Raw genomic sequence first — 19,549 nt, 5'->3', positions numbered from 1 at the left:
TTAATAATTTAAATAACAATTACCTTAAAAATCTTTTGTGTATCGAGATAATAAATATGATATAATTAACTGAAAGAGAGTTACACCATTAAAGAGGTGAAAGACAATTGAAAGAAGGATTTTTAGAAATCTTACTTCCTTTTGCAATAATTCTTTTGCTTTTTGGTTTTTCTTCACAAAAAGCTTCAACAACAGCTCAGCCATCTCCTACAACAGCCCCAGAAATACCTTCATTTTCAGAAGAAGATGAAAATTTGTTCGAAGTCACTTTTATAATCACTTCCGTTCCAGAAGATACACCGGAAGATGCTTCAATTTATATGATGGGAAACTTCAACAATTGGTTAGTGGGAGATGAAAATTATAGGTTTGAAAAAATGGAGGATGGGACGTACCAATTGTCTCTTAGAATGCCTCCAAATACTGAAATAGAGTACAAATATAACCTTGGCAACTATGATTATATAGAGAAGGATTTCTTTGGGAACGAAAGAGAAAATAGAACTTACAAATTTGAATATAACTTCGATGAAGTGAGAAACGAAATAGAAAGCTGGTAGAAAAATGAGAAAGGTCTATTTATTTGACTTAAATCCAGAACATTTTAAAAACGTTGGAGATCTTGTACTTCCTTTTTACAACGAAGATCCTCTGAACTTTTTGTTTCTAGGGCCTTCTGGTTTTTACGTGAAGCAAGTGGCAGAATACGTTGCCTCACAAACAAAAAAAACTATCAATCGTGATGCCTTCAGGGTTATAAACCAATATGTAACTGAGACGCTAAAAACATACCAGCCACAATCTGTAATATTGGATAGAGATTTTTTGAAGGTATACATCGAAAACGAGATAATGGACTTAATAGAAGAAGAGAAGAAAGACGAAGAATTTTCTGAATATCTAAACGTTATATCCAAATCTCAAAAATCAGTTGAGTACATATTAGATATTTTCGAGAAAAAATGGGAAATTTCAAGGGTTGAAGATGAAGAAATCGTTGAATCCTCTGAAGAATACAAGTTGCTCGATGATTCTATAGATAACAATTCTAATTTGTACATACTTTACACTAAATTAGAAAAAAAACTCGAAGATATTTTAGAAACGAAGTTCGATATGTCTATTAAATATCAAAGAAATTACGATCCCGTTAGTGTGTACAAATGGTTTTATGAGATTTTACCTAACAGATTGAAAGAAGAGGGGAAAAAATATATAGGAAAAAGGGTCGTTATTTCGGGCTTTTTTGATATTTCTCCAGCCGTTAACAAAACTCTTAAAGCTTTCTTTGATCTCTTTGAAGAGGTTCATTTTATTACTTGGGTCAATATAGAAGACAGAAGTTTTGATTCAATAACTAACATACATAACTTTTTAAAAAATGAAGGGTTTGAATTCAAATCGAAAAATAAAGGGTTAAAACGGATTTTTGAAAATACCAATATTGAAATCTTTCCAATGAACAACGATGTTTCTGAAATAGAAACCCTCACAAAAGAAATAAAAAGAAAATTGATAAGTGAAAATCTTTCACCTGATGAATTGGGGGTCGTTGTTCCCAATAGTTCAACTGCAAAATTATTGGCGGATTATTTGGAAGATGCTAAGGTACCTTACAGGTTCAAAAACGATGTTCCGTTAAACGAAAGTCAAATAGTTTTGATACTTCTTCAACCAATTAAAACGTTGGTGAGGGGTTGTGAAGTTGAAGATATCTTGGCGATGATTGAAAGTGGTTACGGGGGAGTAACTGAACTGACGATGGAGCAGATAGAACATTATCTAAAGCGATTAAACTTATTCTATGACATACAAAAATCCTCTCTCAAAAACCGAAAAGAAAAATGGATGAATACCGTTGAGAAAGAAATAGATAAAAGAAATTCTCAACTTAAAGGTACAGAAGAAATAGAAAGAATAAGCGAAGAACTCAAAGACTTAAATGAATTAAAAAAATGCCTTGGCAACATATTTTCTCTTTTAGAAAATATCCAGAAAAGCAAAGATCGAAAAAAGTACTTCAGTGTTTCTGATTACAGGGAGTTAGTGAAAGAATGGATAGATACTTACCTATCTCATTTCAACATACTGAAAACATACGAGGATGTACTCCCTATTGAGAGTCAATTAAATGCATTAAAAGCTTTTGAAGCACTAGTATTTAACGTCGAAGAAAATTTGGAGAAAATTCTAAAGTCAAATAAAAATTTAGGAATTGAAAAGTTCTACAAAATACTTTCTTCTCTTATTCAGATTGAAACGTATAGAGAGTCCGAAAGGTACGATAATACAGTAGAAATAATGAGCCTTGAAGACTCAAGATTTGTAAAGAAAAAATATAAATATATTGTCGGTTTCACTGAAGAAAACTACCCTTCAATAAAGATCAATCCTTTCATCACATCTATGAGTAACGAAGGGACCTCAATCGCCAAACATTCAGAAAAGATCAGTAGAAGAAACTTGTTTATCTCGATGATCTTCGCTGATAATATAGTATTTACATATCCAAACGCTAAACTAAGTGGTGAACCAATACTACCCTCTCCATACGAAAAAGAGTTTAGGAATAACTTTAAAAACGTCAAATATTCGAATAAGTTCCTCTCTAAAAAAGAAATCCTACCAAAAGATCCCAAGAATATATTCTCTGATGCAGAAGCTACTATTTATTACATATTGAACGGGAAGAAAGAGTATTTACCTGATAAACACCACACTGATATTGAAAGATTAAAAAAAGAGATAACTAATCCAGACTGGCAATTATATAAAAATACCGACCTTGGGCGGTTAAGCCATACAAAAATAACTACTTATGTGGATTGTCCTTTTAAGTATTACCTCGGAATCGAAGGCAGATTAAATGGAGATAAAGATTTTGAGAAGTTTTTTGATGGGCTTATAAAGCACAGGGTGATGAAAGAGATATTTTCCAAATACAAAAATTATGAAGTTATGTCCCAAAAAATTCTCAACAAAGAAGAATTGAAAGAAGAAATAAAAGATATCATTGAAGATATTTGGGAGGAGTATACAGACGATTTTTTACACACCTATGAAGCTATAAAAGACGTGGAAAGTGAAATAATAACAGAAGATATTTTAGAAAGCATAGAAGACATACATCGAAAGTATATCCATTTCAAAAAAGGTATAGATCTCACTTATTCTCAAGTTATAGCTACAGAGTTAGAGGTAAATTCAAAGATAAATATCGGGAATTTTCACGATGTAGACCTAACCTCCAGAATAGACAGGGTAGATCTTTTGAACGGAAACTATGTGTACCTTCTTGATGAATTTGGCGACCAACTTTTACCAGGAGCTTACTCAATTATGGATTACAAAAGGTCAAAAAATTTCCAAAGTGAACAATTGCTAATTTATTACCTAACCTTATTAAATAATGAAGAATGGAAAAACAAATTAGCAAATTCTGATGTATATCTAAAATTTCAAGTAGTATCAAAGAAAAAAGAGCATAAAAATAATAATTTTATAAAAATACAGAAAGGCCGGATTATATATAAAGAACACAAGTCTAGAACTAAGTATGTATCTTTTGATATTAAAGAATTCTGCACATGGTTAGAGAAAGTTTTTCAAAACATCAACAAATCTGATTTCACCCCTATAGCAGTAAAAGAAAGAGAAATAAGAAGGTTCTTAGAAGAAATGTATGATAAATACAATAACGCAAAAACAGGAGAAAAATATTACGATTGTTCTTCTTGCCAATTCAGAAGTTTATGCGAATTGATGCAGTACAAAAAAGATTTTAATATAAACATAAAAAAATATCTTTGAAATAAGTCAACCATATGGTAGAATATTTTGCATAGAACAAAATAAAGGGGCGCTAAAAAGGCTTTTAGAATTTCTAATCACAGTAAAAAATAACTAAAAATTGGAGGATGGAAATGGAAGAAGAAAGAGAACTAACCTTTTCAGACATACTCAGAATTTTTAAAAGAAGAAAATGGACTTTTCTAATTATTTTCCTCTTAACTATCTTTTTAACAGCGTTTTATCTGTTTTTCGTTGCAACTCCCACGTATGAAGCAAAGCAGGTTATAGAGTACAAATCAAGTTCTTCACAACCAACTGTCTCTTTAGGGTCTATGTCTTCTGCAGCAAACTTGTTAGGAATCAGCCAACCCTCTGATTCAGGTTTAACTACCGAAATTGAAAGGATGAAAGCCGATTGGGTGTTAGCAAACGTTGTAAAAGAGCTCAACCTTGTAGAAAAAGCAAACGAAAACAAAGGGCTAATTGCTAGATTGAGAGGTACAGAAGTAACAGAAAGAGACCTCATTGATTCACTAAAAGAAGGTATAAATATACAAAATGTTCAAGATACTAATATGATAGAAATAAGTTACCAAAGTTCCGATCCAACTGTGGCTGCTTCGGTTGTCTCACTTGTGTATTCTTACTACACTGATTATGCAGAAAACCTTTATTTTGAGGATTCACAGTCTTATTTGAATCAAGTTGAAACGTTATTTGAAGATGTTTCTCAGCAATATGATCAGATAAATAAAGAGGTTTTAGATTTCCAAACTAAAAATAAGATTTCCGATATTTCAGGGGGAACATCACAAGAAAGCGACCCTTTAATTAGTTATTATTCGGAAACCTATATGAATATACTAAAATTAGAAGCAGATAAAAACCAATTAGAAATCAGAAAGCAAGCTATAGAAGATAATATTTTCAAACTGAGTCCAGAAACTAAAGAGTTTATACTAACAAACACAGAAAAAGATACGCCTGTTAAGGATATAAAATCTAAATTAGTGAGTGACAGAATAGAATTAGAAACTTTAAAGTTAAATTCTCCTAGTTCTCCGAGAATTGGAGCTTTGGAAGCGGAAATAACGGTTTTAGAAGATGAATTGAAAAAGAATCTTGAAGCGATTTTTTCCAACGATTTAAACTTTCTTGCATCGATCGATATGGAAACTTTTAACGAATACACAGGGATAATTACACAACTACAACTATTCGATGTAACAAAACAGGTGTATGAAAATATGCTTCAAGTTATAGATGATGAAATTGCAAAAAGATCTCCTATTATGTACGAATATTTCCTTTTGAGAAAAGATCAGGCTATTCTTCAAACAAGGTATAACACTTTACTAACTGCCTTAGAGCAAGAAAGGATGAAGGCATCACTATACGATAACAAATTCAAAGTAATAACCTCAGCCTACATACCAGAAAATCCTGTATCACCAAATACTACCCTCACTTTAGCTATTGGAGGGGTATTGGCAATATTCTTGGGAATTTTGGGTGTTTTTGTGAAGGAAGCAAACGACAAAACAGTGAAAGATCTATACGAATTTGAAAGTTTATTTGGGGTTCCTGACATCATTTTAGATGATTCAAACGATGCTGAGAAAATAGTTAATTATGTTTATAAAAAAGATTTTAAAAAGTTCGGGTTGCTATTTTTGGGGGATTTTTCAGTTGCCCAGAACCTTTCTCAAAGAATTTACAACATCTTAAATACCGTAAAACCTAATAAAACAGAGTATTTTACTTCAAAGGAAAACGAAGATTACAAAGAAAAGTTTGAAAAATTTGAGAAGTTTAAAAATACAAACGAGGCTTTTATCATGTTTGACAATTTCAACAACGGTGATTATATACTATACAGAGATGATTTAGAAAAGATTATTATATTTATAGAAGAAAAAACAACAAACTTGGAAGATATAAAGGAGATTTTCAAAAAAGAAAAGGATCCCACCGTTGTTTATGTGAAAAAATAAAAGTTCAACTAAAGATTAAAGAAATTTCATTTATTTTGGTATAATGATTTTATGGGAGAATTTAGTATTCCTGCATGAAGAACGTTAAAGCTCCCCTAGGGGGTTAAATATGGAAAACGAATTAACATTCGAGGATATTTTAAAGATATTCAAAAAAAGATTCTGGTGGTTTTTTTTAACCGTCGTTTTAACGGTAGTAATTACCCTAATCTACCTTTTTAACACTACTCCTATTTATGAAGCAAATACAACCATGAATATTGACCTCTCTCAACAAAGTTCGGTTTCAGATATTTTTGGTACACAGATGGGGATAACTTCATCTAAGATATCGACAGAAATTGAATTGATAAAAAGTAGAAGAAATCTAGAAAAAGTAATCGACAATTTAAACTTAATGGAATATTTTCAAGCAAAATCTGAAAACCCACAAGAGGTCACAAGAAACAGTGTTGTTCGTGCTCTCGAAGGAATGATCACAGTCTCACCTGTTAACGATACAAATATCGTACGGATATCTGTTCAAAGTGAAGACAAGGAACTTGCAAAAAGTATTGCTGATAATTTAGCGATTGTGTATAACGATTTGTTAAGAAGTTTGTCTCAAATCGAGTACACAGCAAGAAGAAGGTTTATAGAAGAGCAAATTCCATTAGCTGAAATCGATTTGAACGCTGCTCAAGACAATCTCAGAAATTTTAAAGAGGGAAATAATATCTTTTTGTTAGATGAAAGGGCAAAATTTATATTACAATTTCTGGTTTCCTTCGATCAACAGATAAACACTTATCAGATCCAAATGGAAGAAACAAAGATAAGACTGCAAACGTTAAATGACACCTTAAAAAGTATGGATCAAGAAATCATTTCATCTGAAACAATTTCGATAAATCCAGTCGTAAGTAATTTAAGAAATCAAATAGTTAATATCCAGGTTCAGCTCGCAGGCTTGGAAGGTACTAAATCTCCTAGTGATCCTGAAGTTTTGAGATTAAAGGAAGAGCTGAATCAAGCCCAAGAGATGCTAAAAAATGAGATAAGTACTATTGTAACTTCCCAAGTAAAAACCGCTAATCCAATGTATATTAGCTTGTATTCACAATTGATCCAAGAACAAGCCGGGCAGCAAGTTCTTCAAGGCACAATACAATCTTTAACAACGTTAAGAAACACATATCAATCCCAATTGAAGCAATTACCTGCATTGGAGCAAAGACTTATGAATTACGAAAGAGAGGTAAGAGTAAAAGAAAATCTTTATGTTCTTCTTTTAGAAAAATTAGAAGAGGCTAAGATTGCTGAAGCCGGTGTAATTGGTACAGCAAATATAATAGACCCTGCCTTTGTTTCCCCAAATGCTGTTAAACCAAATAAAACTCTGACTGCCGCAATAGGAGGGATTTTAGGGATCTTTTTAGGTATACTTGTAGTTTTTCTCATCGAGTATCTGGATAAAAAGGTTAAAGATGAAAATGAATTGAAAATGATAGTTAAGGGGTACCCTGTTCTTGGTAGAATTCCTCATTTGCATGTAGACAACGAAACAAAAGATGAATTAATAGTATTAAGGGATCCAGTCTCACCAATCTCCGAAGCCTACAAGATGCTGGCTTCCAATATTAACTTTTCTAATGCTAAAGAACCTAATGTTATTACCTTTTCCAGTGGTGGCCCCGCTGAAGGTAAAACAATGACTGCTGCCAATGTTGCTATTTCTTACGCCCAAAGCGGTAACAAAACCTTGTTGATAGACGCCGATATGAGAAGACCCAGAGTTGAAAGGATTTTGAATTTAAAAAGTAAGAATGTAGGGCTAGTTAACCATTTATTGAGAGGAGTTTCTATAGAACAATCTGTAAAGAAGCCGTTTGAGTCTCTCAATAACTTTTTTGTTTTACCTGTTGGAACTTTACCTCCAAATCCTACCTCTATATTAACTTCAAATGAATTTAAAGATCTACTCGATAAACTCAAGGAGTATTACGATAAGGTCATTATTGATCTTCCACCAATAATGGTTGCCCCTGATGCTATGATCGCATCTAGATATTCAGATGGACTGGTATTAGTGACCCGTTATGGACAAACTTTGAAACCAACTTTAAAAGCTGCAATTGAAAACATAACAACATCGGGGTTAAAACTTATTGGAACGGTTATAAATGATGTAAACGAAAAATCTTCTAATTACTACTACTATTATTATTACTCTGATGACGGGGAGAAAAGCAAGGAAAGGAGGAGGAGAAGCAAAACCAGAACATAAGGGCGATAAAGGGGATAAAATAAAATGTATATTGACATTCATTGTCATCTATTACCTGGAGTTGATGATGGTATAAAAACTATTGAAGAAACATTAAATGAACTGAGAAGGTATAGAGAAAACGAAATTACCGGTGTTATCTTTACGCCACACGTTAACCATCCTTCTGTTAAAACAGATATAACCAACATCAAAGTAGTTTATCAAAAGGTAAAAGAAAGAATAGAAAATGAAATTGGTTTAAGGACTTATCTTGCCTCTGAATTATATCTAACTCCAGATTACAAAGATTTTATTCCGTTTAATTCCTTTGTCTTGATAGAATTTCCAACACAACCTATGCCTATTTATGCCCTCGATTCGATATTTAATTTACAATTGGATGGTTATGAAATTATTCTCGTACATGTGGAAAGATACAAATGGTTATATGAAAGCAAAGACATCATTCAAAGAATGAAAGAAATGGGTGTACTCTTCCAAGTCAATTTTGAAGGTTTAAAGACGCAAGAAGGTAAATATTATTTTGAAAATAACTTGGTGGATTTTTTAGCAACTGATAATCATGGAAGTTCGAATAGAGAAGAAGTGGATTTAAGCTTATTTAAGAAATATTCCGAAATAACTAAAAACGCCTTCGACATTTTAGGAATAAATTCTTAATTAAAATCTTCTAAAATGATTCTTAATCAATTTTTTTAATAATTCCTTAAATTACTTTTTGAGATAATTCCTGAAGCAACTAATTTTAAGTAATTCCTAATGGGGTGGTGGGCGGGAAAAGATAACATCTTTTGGAGGTGTCGGTAACGAAGCTCGAATTAATGAGCAAAGAAGAGTTTGAAATATACAAAAAGAAAATGTACGAAGAATATTCAAAAGTTTTGGCTGAGAATTTGTTGATTCCATACCAAGAAGCCTTGGTGAGAGCTGAGGATCAAATTGATACCATCTGGAACGAAGATATGAAAAAAGGGAAAAACTACGGTTATAATGTTATAAGCACTAATAATGAACACGTTGGAAGAATATGGGTTTTTGTCAATTACAGTTCTAAAAAAGCGTTTATATACGATATTAGGATTTTTCCTAAGTATCAAAAAAGGGGATTTGCAAAGAGCGCTATAAAAGAATTAGAAGAAATATTAAAAAAAGAAAAGGTAAAATTTCTTGAATTGAATGTTTTTGGGAATAACAAAGTTGCGTATAATATGTATAAAAACCTTGGATTCGACGAGACAAACATTAATTTGATGAAAGGTTTTCAAAAACAGAGAGTTGTTACTTTACCAAAATTTTTGAGGTTTTTAGAAACTCTCTTTTTAAAATCAGGATATAGAATAGTAGCTATCGAGATGAGAAAAAAATTAAAATAAAAAAACCTCCGTAAGGAGGTTTTTAAGTTATCTTTGTTTGCTTTTAAATTAGAATTGTACGCCTGCGTAAATCTTGAATTTTGGTCTCAACTGGAACTCGCTTTTATAAACTTCGTTGTAATCCTCAGCCAATGTTGGCTTTTCAAATAAAACATCTGCACCTACGTTCATGTTGAGGTTTTGAACTGCGAAGTTTGCTCCAGCTCCACCACCGAAACCCAAACTGCTTGCTACAACCTTAGCATCTCCTAGTCCCATTGAATAGTTAAACAAGCCTTGGACATACATTCCAAATGGTAAATCTGGCAGGAAAGCGTTTAAGCTCTGTCTGTAACCAGCGTTCACACCCACACTCATTTGAGTTAAATTTGTAGCACCGAGAGTATCATCAACAAATTCTTGTTCAAAATAATAATCAAAAGAACCGCCGACTAACAATGCTCCACCTTCTACACCCAATCCATCATACAGGTAATTTGCGCCGACACTAATCCCTTGCATCGTTACATCTGTCACGCCAGTTACATCAGTAGCCACTAACGATGTATTCACATAACCACCTGTAACTTCAAACGCAGCGAAACTAAATACAGCCAACATACCTACCAGCAACGTTGCGAAAACCTTTTTCATCTTTGTTCCCTCCTCTCTGAGATTTTGTAGAAATTATGACAATAAAAACTAACTAATATCCTGTTTTTATTGTATCATACTTAATTTTTATTTCTATGAAAAAATAAATACATTTTGTTGAATTTCGATGAAATCTGGCGTACTTTGTTTTAAAAGATTAAGAGAAACTATGTAATCTAATCTACTGTTTTTTTGAGCAAACTTGTTTACCAAATCATTTTTATAAGAGTAATCGTTTTTATAATTTTTATTTTTGACGTTTGGATCTGATTTGATAAATTTGTCAGAAAGATTTTTGGATCGGTTATGGGATGTACTTGCCATCGAATTAAAAGTCGAACTGTAATCTTGGTTATAGTTTAAATCATTCAATTCTTTAATTTTTATAGTGTAATCATCAGTAGAAGCTAAATGATAGACCCCTATGGTAATCTTGGGTTTTTCATTTTGATCCACTTCCATCTCGCCAATCAATTCCATTAAATTGAGATTACCGTGTGTAGAAGAAACTAAAGACAAATTATCCAAATCGGTAAATCTACTGTAAGACGTATTACTTGCAAAAGATGAAAAAACAAACAATAGAAAAATTAATAATATGCTAGTGAATTTTGTAGCTTTTATCATAATTACGTCACCTCCTGAAATAACCCATTGTACTATTTATGAAAACTTATATCTACGCCCCTTTGATTTATTCGATTTCAATGATATAATAGATTACATTCCTTAAAATTAGATTAAAAGAAGGGAGTAATTCGAATGTTTGATCCATTAAAATTTGTTTATCCATCAAAAAGGATCCCTATTTATGCAAAAAACGGGATGGTGGCAACAACAAATCCATTAGCTTCTGAAATAGGCATCGAAATTTTAAAAAAAGGTGGGAACGCTGTCGATGCAGCTGTTGCGGTGGCAGCAGGTTTGACGGTTTTGGAACCGACTTCCAATGGTATAGGTAGCGATGCCTTCGCTATACTTTACAAAGACGGTAAACTATATGGTTTGAATTCCAGTGGATACTCTCCAAAAAATCTTACCTTAGAAATAATGAAAGAAAAAGGGTTTGAAAAAATACCTCCGTATGGTTGGGAATCGGTAACTGTTCCTGGCGCTCCAGCTGCTTGGGCAACTTTGTCTGATAGATTTGGTGTTCTTCCTTTTGAAAGATTGTTAGAACCATCCATCAAATATGCAAGTGAAGGTTTTCCAGTTTCTCCTGTGACGGCAAAATCATGGCAGAACGCTTTTAAAAGGTATAAAAAAGAGTTAAAGGGAGAAATTTTTAAAACATGGTTTGAAGTATTTGCCCCAAATGGAAAAGCACCTGATATTGGAGAAATTTGGAACTCAGCCTATCATGCAAAGACTTTGGAATCAATTGCCCAGACAAAGGCAAAAAGTTTTTATTTCGGAGAACTAGCCCAGAAGATGGTCAGCTTTTCAAAAAAGACGGGAGGCTACTTTTGCCAAGAAGATTTAGAAAGTTTTGAACCTATATGGGTAGAACCACTTAGTGTAAATTACAGAGGATTTGACGTATGGGAATTGCCACCAAATGGGCAGGGTATAATTGTTTTGATGGCTTTGAACATACTAAAAGGGTTTGAAATGAGATGTAAGGAAGATCCAGAAAGTTACCACAAACAAATAGAAGCTCTAAAGTTAGCTTTTAGTGATGGTTTAAAATATATTACGGATATAGAAGAGATGAAAATATTAGTAGAATCGCTTTTATCAGAAGAATATGCAAACCAAAGAAGGAATCTTATTGGTGAATATGCACTGTTACCACAAGCAGGAGATCCATATTCCGGAGGAACGGTTTACTTTGCAACTGCGGATAAAGATGGAAATATGGTTTCTTACATTCAAAGTAACTATATGGGATTTGGCTCTGGAATAGTGGCTCCAAATACGGGGATAAGTCTTCAAAACCGAGGAACGAGCTTTTCTCTGAATGAAGAAAATGACAACTGTTTAGAACCATTAAAAAGGCCATACCATACCATTATACCCGGTTTTATAACCAAAGAGAACAAAGCGATAGGACCTTTTGGAGTTATGGGAGGGTACATGCAACCACAAGGCCATCTACAATTCCTTAATAATTTTATCGATTGTCATTTAAATCCTCAGGCAGCCTTGGATGCTCCAAGATGGCAATGGGTGAAAGGCAAGGAAATTATGGTAGAAAAAGAATTTCCAAAGTATATCCTTGAGTCTTTAATAGATAAAGGTCATCAAATAGAAGTTTCATTAAATTCTTCTAATTTTGGAAGGGGACAATTTATATATAGAACAGAGGATGGTGTGCTGATAGGGGGAACCGAACCAAGGGCGGATAGTAACATATCTTGCTTTTAAAAGAAATTTAATGCAAATTCCAAAAAGAGTCTAAAAAATGGTGGTACAATATAGTTAGATAAGCTAACTATATTGAGGTGAGTAAACTGACACGAAAAGTTATTAATTTGCTTATTTTTTCGTCCATAAGTAGCTCTTTTTGGGCAATTTATAGGGTTGTTTTTAATTTATTTTTGAGAGATATGGGTTATACAAATCAGTTCATTGGTCGAATGACCTCTTTTGAAATGCTTGGTGCTGCTATCATTGGGATTTTAATAGGGATCCTTGGGGATAGAATCGGAAAGAAAAAAATGATCATTATATGTGCCATAGGGTTTGGTATTCTATTGCTGATAAGAAGCACTTTTCCATATAAAAATATTTTATTAATCTTTGGATTCTTGAATGGTGGATTCATGGCCTCTAGAAGATTACTCTTGGATTCATACCTGATGGATGTTACAGATAGTTCAATCCGAGGAGCTGCTTTTGGATACAATTTTGCTATTTTTATGGCTAGCGGTGTTTTAGGGAATTTCGTAGGTGGCTTTATGGGGGAATATTTGGGTTTAAGGTTGACTCTTTACATAACAGGAATATGCTATGCCATATCACCCATATTGTTAAAAAATTTACCCGAAAGCGTTAGAGATAAAAGAGTCACCCTTCAAAAAGTTTTAGACTTTTCCCAATACAACAAAGAAGAAAAATACATTTTGAAGTACTATCTTTTAAGAACAGCGGCGATATCCTTTGGAGCGGGATTGTTTGTTAATTTTGGAAATATTATATACAAAGATTTATTCAACATGTCCCCTTCCTTGATAGGTATATCTCTGTCAATTGCACAATTCGGTGCCGCTGCTGGCTCTGCCCTTTCACCAGTACTTGGTAAAAAATTCGGTCCTTTTAAATATACCTTTATTTTAAATGGGTTGGTTATTCCATTGATTATAAGTTTAGGTTTTATCCGAAACCCTTTTATTTTTGTTGGTATTTACGCTTTGAGATTCACTTTTATGAATATGACCAACCCTGTGGAAACATCCTCTGTTTTGAGTGCACTTCCAAAGAATAGAGTCACATCGATATATAGTCTTAGGAACGCTGCCAATTTTTTGACAAGGTCTTTGGCTGCATTCATATTTGGAATCGTAAGTATATTACCCAATGCTTATACTTTCTTGTTCTTAATTAGCTCAGTGTTTTATACAGCTGCACTAATTTTCATGTATAAACTATTCGTTCCTTTAAGAAAAAACGGCGTTTTACATCAGTTGTATAGTAATAATTCATGACAAGCGCTTTAATACTTCTTCCCTTTTAGGGATTGAAGACTGGGCTCCTTTTCTTTCAACAGAAATTGCGGCAGCGGTATTGGCAAAATTAAGGCTTTTCTGTAAATCATTTGTTTCTGAAAAAGCTACCGCTAGAGCACCATTAAAGATGTCTCCTGCTCCGGTGCTATCAACTGGGTTTACTTTTAGGGGCTCAATTTTCTCTAAGTTTTCTTCTTCGTCAATGTATATAACGCCTTTGTCTCCCATCTTCACAATTAAATTTTTTACCTTACTAATTCTTTTAAATGCAAGCATTGATTTATCGAGGTTGCTTTCTTTGAAATCTATCTTTTCTTTTTCACAAAGGAACATAAACTCTTTATCGTTGGGAGTTAAAAAATCTATATCTTTTAAACTTTTTATCTTTGTACTTCCAACAGGGGCAGGATCATAAATAATAGTTATTCCTTTTTCTTTTAACTTAGAAATAGCGTACTCAACGCTTTGCAGGGGAATTTCATTCTGTAGTAAGCAAATATCTATTTCATCGCCATATTCATCAAAAAACTTATCTATTTTCTCCTTATCCACCTTATCGTTGGCACCTGAGAAGATAATTATTCTATTCTCACCATTTTTATCAACCTCTATGTAAGCTCTACCTGTTTTTTCATTCTTTTGCACGTAATAACCTTCGATCCTATACTTTTTAAAGTTTTGAGAAATTTGATTCCCATATTCGTCATCACCGATGCAACTACAAAAGCAAACAGGCTTTTCAGATAATTTAGCGGCTGCAACGGCTTGATTCGCCCCTTTGCCGCCAAAATAAAAGTCTAGCGAAAGGGCTTTTTGGGTTTCTCCTGGAAGTGTAAAGTGTTCAACGTTGAATACAATATCCATGTTACTACTACCAATTACAGCGATCATGAGGTTATCTCTCCTTTGAATAGTTTCAGTAAAAGGGGCATAAAGCCCCTTTTTAAGTTATTTTGTTACCAATTGAAGTGGGACAGGGAAATAAATTGTCTCTGTGGTCAAATATTCGTAAGCTTTTTCAACTGCCAGTTCTCCCATTCTGTAAGGTTGTTGAGCTATTGTTGCACTAAGTTCACCTTTTTCAACAGAAGCTAATGCATCGGGAGTGGCATCAAATCCCACAATGATTATGTCTTGTAACTTTCCAGCAGATTTTATTGCTTCCAATGCACCTAAAGCCATTTCATCGTTATGAGCAAAAACAGCGTCTACATCGGGATAAGCTTGAAGTAGGTTTTCCATAACGGTTAGTCCTTCAGCCCTGTTGTAGTTCGCTGTTTGTCTGGCTACTACTTCAATACCAGGATATTTCGATATTTCTTCGTTGAAACCTTGACCTCTTTCTCTTGCAGAAGAAGTTCCAGGAACTCCGACCAATTCTATAACTTTTCCTTTTCCTCCTAATTGTTCGGCGATAAAACTACCTGCCATCATTCCTCCAGCAACGTTGTCTGAAGCTATGTGGAGAAGAACTTTTCCACCATTCGCACTTCTATCAACGGTAATTACTGGAATTTTAGCGTCGTTTGCTTCTTCAACCGCTGCTACAATAGCGTCACTGTCAGTAGGATTTACTAAAATCATGTCGACTCTCTGTAATATCAGATCTTCTATATCGTTTAGTTGCTTTGCTGGATCGTCTCGGGCATCAACTACCAACAGTTCTACCCCTAATTCATTTGCTTTATCTTCTGCACCGTTTGCTAAGTCTACAAAAAATGGGTTGTTTAATGTTGAAACCGATAAACCTATCTTTACTCCAAAACTAAACGTTGAAACAAACAACACTAACAATACAAATACTAACACCTTTCTCATCTTTCTCTACCTCCTTTGATATGTTTTTCTCAGCGCCCTTCCCCCGCTCCCCACCCAACAGGAAAGTGGAAGCATTATCCCTTCGCCTATCGAAAAATGGTTTTATTCCTCTTTTTCTGAAAGAACAGCTAACAGTATTATGACTCCTTTAACTAAATCTTGATAAAATGGGGAAATATTCATCAAGTTCATTCCGTTGTTAATTGTTCCCAGAAGAAGGGCACCAAACAACGTTCCTAACACTCCACCTTTTCCTCCAGCTAAACTTGCTCCGCCCAAAACGACTGTTGCTATTGCGTCAAGTTCATACCCTTGCCCAAAAGTGGCTTGAGCACTGTTCAATCTTGCTGTCAAGATTATGGCGCTGATCGCACTAAAAAGTCCGCTCAACATGTAAACAACGGTTTTATATCTATCTACGTTTACTCCACTGAGTTTCGTGGCTTCCTCATTTCCTCCAATTGCGTATATATACAATCCCAACTTTGTTTTTTTCAGTATGTAAAGGGAAAGAAAAAATATACCTAACATGATCAAAATGGGCACTGGTATACCAAATATATCCCCTCTACCCAAAAATCTAAAACTATCTGGGAAAAGTGATATGGGGATTCCTTCAGTGTATGCTAAGGTTAAACTCCTTCCTATAGCCATTGTAGCTAATGTTACAATGAAAGGCTGAATCTTGCCTTTCGATATGACAATTCCATTAAATGCCCCAATCGCTGCTCCAATTAATAAGCCTACAATTATTCCTAATAGGACTCTTCCATCTTTGACTATGGAAGCCATAACAACAGCACTAAAAGCAAAGGTTGAACCAACAGATAGATCTATTCCTCCAGAAATTATTACAAGTGTCATTCCGAAACCGAGTATAGCCATTATTGAAACTTGTCTAATGACATTAACGATATTATAGAGATTAAAAAAACTGTCTGTAAAAATTGAAAGTACCACAAACAAAATGATAAAACCAACAAGGGCAGGATTTTTTCTCATAAAAACTAAGAGAGATTTAAACAATTTCAACCAACCCCATTCCAGCTTTTAGTATTTTTTCTGGTGTCATTTCTTCCTTTTCCAATAAAGCTGTTTTTCTTCCTCTGTGCATTATCAGAACTCTGTCACATAACCCCAAAATTTCCGGAATCTCTGAAGTCACTAATATCACTCCCATTCCTCTATTAGCTAAATCGTTTATAAGCTTATAAACTTCTATTTTAGCTCCAACATCTATTCCTCGAGTAGGTTCTACAAGGATCGCAATTTTTGGTTGTTTCAACAAAAATTTTGCTAATACAACCTTCTGTTGGTTTCCGCCAGATAAGTTTTTCACCTTCTGTTTGTCAGACGATACTTTTATATTATATTTTTTGATCTGATTTTTAGTCTCTTCTATAGCTTTTTTCCAATCGATATTGAAAATAGGGGCGAATTCTTCAGCATTTGGAATAGTTATGTTATCAACAACAGTCAGTAGCTGGACAAGCCCTTGAGATTTTCTGTCCTCAGGAACCAAAACTATACCTTTTTTTAAAGCTTGAGAGGGAGTCTTAAGCTCTTCTATCTTTTGTTCATCAACAATAAAGTTTTTGAAAGTTGATTTGTATGCTCCGAAAAGTCCTAATGCTAGTTCTGATTTTCCACAACCAACCAATCCTGTTATTCCAAATATTTCCCCTTCTCTAACTTCAAAAGAAAGTGGGTAAACCTTACCAGGAATTTCAAATTCCTCAACTTTTAGGGCAATTTTATCTCTTACCTTATTAAATTTAGGGAACATATCTTTTATTTCCCTTCCTACCATCATCTTTATCAGGTCATCTTGGTTTAGCTCTTCTAAATTTCCAGAACCTACCAATTTACCATCTCTAAGGACGGTTACTCTATCAGCTATTTGATATACTTCTTCAAGTTTGTGGGTTATAAAAATAATAGAAATACCCTTTTCTCTAAGATCCCTCATAACCTTAAATAAAGTACTTGTTTCGTGTTCGGTAATTGTAGCGGTAGGCTCGTCCATAACGATAATTTCGGCTTGTGATGCTATAGCCTTCGCAATTTCCACCAACTGTTTTTCTGATACGTTTAGATTAGAAACCTTTGTTTTCGGGTCAATATCAAAATCAAGCATATTCAGATATTTTTTTGCTTCGATAGCCATAGATTTAAAATCGATATTCAAGAAATTACCTTTCTCTTTTCCTAAAAATATATTTTCAGCAATCGATAAATTTTCAGCTAGCATTAATTCTTGATGTATTATGGCTATTCCTCTTTTTTTAGCTTCTATAGGTGATCGAAAGATTACTTTTTCCCCATTTAAAATTATCTCGCCGCTATCTGGCTGATAAATTCCACCAAGTATTTTGATTAACGTACTTTTGCCGGCTCCGTTTTCCCCGAGCAGGGCATGTATTTCTTTTTCTTTTAAGTTGAAACTGACTTTGTCAAGTGCCACAACCCCTGGGAAGGTTTTAGTAATATCTACCATCTCTAATAACATTAAAAAATCACCCCTGAAATCAATATAATGTTTGAAAAGGGGGTACATTCTCCAGTCCTTATAAAAAATTTGGAATTTTTTGCTAGATCTTTAAACTCTTCATGTGATTTTTTCTCTATCTCAATATTTAGAAATATATCGATCACTTTTTGATAATTTTTAAGATTATTTACTTCCATCTCATCAGCAATAATCACTTTCTCAACTTCTAATTCGTATAAAACCATTTTGATAGTATCAATAAAATTTGGTATACCTTTATCAAAAACCAAGTCAACAAATGTAGCATCTTTAGGTATTGGATAACCCATGTCAACTATACTTAACATATCTTTATGTCCCATCGATGCAACAAAGTATGATATCTGAGAATTGAATATGCCTTGCTTTTTCAACTTAATTTCTCCTCCTCGTACTTTCTCGAATTATTATCTCGTTTTCAAACTGTTTCACAGGAATGTGATCTATTTTTTTTGAAAGTATTGTAAAGATCATTTCTCCGGCCGTTTTTCCCATTTCATAAATAGGTTGTTTCACAGTAGTTAAGGGTGGAGAGAACATTTTACTAAAAGCGATGTCATCGTATCCAGTAACGCTTACATCTTTCGGCACTTTCAAGCCCTTCGATTTAAAATGTTCTATAACTCCATAAGCCAATAAATCATTTGCACATACCACAACGTCTGGAAGATTTTTAATCTTTTTAGCTACCGAAAGCCCCGATTCATGGGTATACTCTCCCTCATATATTTTAAAATCTATCTTGTATTCATTTGCAAAATCTTGGAAGGCTCTTAATCTTTCAGCCGCGCTGAATATTTCTTTTTGGCCGCTTATAAATATGAATTTTCTGTGATTTGAATTGTATAGGTATTCTAGTAATTTATACATTGCGTTGTAGTTGTTTGAACAAACGTAAGAAAATTTGTTGCTTTTAATGATTCTGTCTATGAAAACGGTTTTTACATTTTTATTGATGAGACTTTCAACATGGTCACCTATACCTGAGTACAAAATCCCATCGACTTTCTTTTCGATTAATGTTTTAAATAATTTTTTTTCTTCAACAATGTTGTTATCTGAATTGCATATCATCAAAGAAAAGCCTTTTGATCTTAAAAAATCTTCTGCCCCTCTTACTATAGTTGCAAAAAAAGGGTTGGCAATATTTGGAATGATTATACCTATCGTCTTGGTGTATCCAACTCTTAAACTCCTGGCAAGAGAATCGGGATAATAATTCAACTTTTCAATTGCTTTTAAAACTTTTTCTTTCGTTTCTTTTTTCACCGGTAAGGAACTGTTCACCACTCTTGAAACAGTTGATATAGAAACCCCTGCTTCTTTTGCTATATCTTTTATGGTTATTTGTCTATTCATAAAAACCACCTTGTTACAATTATTATGCAAACGTTTTCGAAACTGCTTGTTTCAAGTATATCTCTAAATAATTTAAATTGCAAACTTGATTATGGAGGATTAGAAGAAATTAG

The 19,549-nt window shown here is 33.6% G+C and carries 16 protein-coding genes; 8 read left to right on the top strand and 8 right to left on the bottom strand.

The window, feature by feature from the left end; all coding sequences use genetic code 11:
• Positions 1–107 precede the first annotated feature (107 nt).
• The 6 genes from X927_RS07015 (at position 108) to X927_RS06990 (ending at position 9,428) form a co-directional block, all read left to right on the top strand.
• Positions 108–560: an early set domain-containing protein gene (locus tag X927_RS07015; RefSeq protein ID WP_103077380.1), complete on the top strand. Its 453-nt coding sequence runs from the start codon at positions 108–110 to the stop codon at positions 558–560.
• A gap of 4 nt (positions 561–564) precedes the next feature.
• Positions 565–3,810 carry a PD-(D/E)XK nuclease family protein gene (locus X927_RS07010; RefSeq protein ID WP_103077379.1) on the top strand — a complete coding sequence of 1,082 codons (3,246 nt, stop codon included), beginning with the start codon at positions 565–567 and terminating at the stop codon, positions 3,808–3,810.
• 113 nt (positions 3,811–3,923) lie between these two features.
• Entirely contained in the window at positions 3,924–5,786 is a 1,863-nt protein-coding gene (locus X927_RS07005) for a GumC family protein (protein WP_169925189.1), read from the top strand.
• Positions 5,787–5,895: 109 nt separating this feature from the next.
• Entirely contained in the window at positions 5,896–8,052 is a 2,157-nt protein-coding gene (locus tag X927_RS07000; RefSeq protein WP_103077377.1) for a GumC family protein, read from the top strand.
• A 24-nt stretch (positions 8,053–8,076) separates the two neighbouring features.
• Positions 8,077–8,715 carry a CpsB/CapC family capsule biosynthesis tyrosine phosphatase gene (locus tag X927_RS06995; protein WP_103077376.1) on the top strand — a complete coding sequence of 213 codons (639 nt, stop codon included), beginning with the start codon at positions 8,077–8,079 and terminating at the stop codon, positions 8,713–8,715.
• A 161-nt stretch (positions 8,716–8,876) separates the two neighbouring features.
• The gene (locus X927_RS06990) at positions 8,877–9,428 is read left to right on the top strand and encodes a GNAT family N-acetyltransferase (RefSeq protein ID WP_103077375.1); all 552 of its coding nucleotides are present in this window, start codon (positions 8,877–8,879) and stop codon (positions 9,426–9,428) included.
• A 48-nt stretch (positions 9,429–9,476) separates the two neighbouring features.
• Here X927_RS06990 and X927_RS06985 read toward each other — a convergent pair whose 3' ends face one another.
• A complete protein-coding gene (locus X927_RS06985; RefSeq protein ID WP_103077374.1) occupies positions 9,477–10,061 on the bottom strand; it encodes an outer membrane beta-barrel protein in 585 nt (194 codons plus the stop codon).
• A 93-nt stretch (positions 10,062–10,154) separates the two neighbouring features.
• Positions 10,155–10,688, bottom strand: a complete 534-nt coding sequence (locus tag X927_RS06980; RefSeq protein ID WP_103077373.1) for a hypothetical protein — start codon at positions 10,686–10,688, stop codon at positions 10,155–10,157.
• Between the two features lie 135 nt (positions 10,689–10,823).
• Here X927_RS06980 and X927_RS06975 point away from each other — a divergent pair, with 135 nt between their 5' ends.
• Both X927_RS06975 and X927_RS06970 read left to right on the top strand, forming a co-directional pair.
• On the top strand, positions 10,824–12,428 hold the full coding sequence (locus X927_RS06975) for a gamma-glutamyltransferase family protein (RefSeq protein WP_103077372.1): 1,605 nt from the start codon (positions 10,824–10,826) through the stop codon (positions 12,426–12,428).
• Between the two features lie 77 nt (positions 12,429–12,505).
• Complete coding sequence (locus X927_RS06970; RefSeq protein WP_245855501.1) at positions 12,506–13,708, top strand: MFS transporter; 1,203 nt, start codon at positions 12,506–12,508, stop codon at positions 13,706–13,708.
• On the opposite strand, the gene rbsK is transcribed toward X927_RS06970, so the two are convergent.
• The 6 genes from rbsK to X927_RS06940 form a co-directional block, all read right to left on the bottom strand.
• Complete coding sequence (rbsK, locus tag X927_RS06965; RefSeq protein WP_103077370.1) at positions 13,703–14,620, bottom strand: ribokinase; 918 nt, start codon at positions 14,618–14,620, stop codon at positions 13,703–13,705. The genes X927_RS06970 and rbsK overlap by 6 nt on opposite strands.
• A gap of 57 nt (positions 14,621–14,677) precedes the next feature.
• Complete coding sequence (gene rbsB, locus X927_RS06960; RefSeq protein ID WP_103077369.1) at positions 14,678–15,547, bottom strand: ribose ABC transporter substrate-binding protein RbsB; 870 nt, start codon at positions 15,545–15,547, stop codon at positions 14,678–14,680.
• Between the two features lie 102 nt (positions 15,548–15,649).
• A complete protein-coding gene (locus tag X927_RS06955; RefSeq protein ID WP_041534308.1) occupies positions 15,650–16,549 on the bottom strand; it encodes an ABC transporter permease in 900 nt (299 codons plus the stop codon).
• A 16-nt stretch (positions 16,550–16,565) separates the two neighbouring features.
• Positions 16,566–18,056, bottom strand: a complete 1,491-nt coding sequence (locus tag X927_RS06950) for a sugar ABC transporter ATP-binding protein (RefSeq protein ID WP_103077368.1) — start codon at positions 18,054–18,056, stop codon at positions 16,566–16,568.
• The gene (gene rbsD, locus X927_RS06945) at positions 18,056–18,451 is read right to left on the bottom strand and encodes a D-ribose pyranase (protein WP_103077367.1); all 396 of its coding nucleotides are present in this window, start codon (positions 18,449–18,451) and stop codon (positions 18,056–18,058) included. The genes X927_RS06950 and rbsD overlap by 1 nt, the downstream gene beginning before the upstream one ends.
• A 1-nt stretch (position 18,452) precedes the next feature.
• Entirely contained in the window at positions 18,453–19,436 is a 984-nt protein-coding gene (locus X927_RS06940) for a LacI family DNA-binding transcriptional regulator (RefSeq protein WP_103077366.1), read from the bottom strand.
• Positions 19,437–19,549 lie beyond the last annotated feature (113 nt).

It is taken from the genome of Petrotoga mexicana DSM 14811, assembly GCF_002895565.1.
Classification (GTDB): domain Bacteria; phylum Thermotogota; class Thermotogae; order Petrotogales; family Petrotogaceae; genus Petrotoga; species Petrotoga mexicana.
The sequence above is the reverse complement of the archived record's forward strand: the minus strand, read 5'-3'. Positions and strand labels throughout refer to the sequence as shown.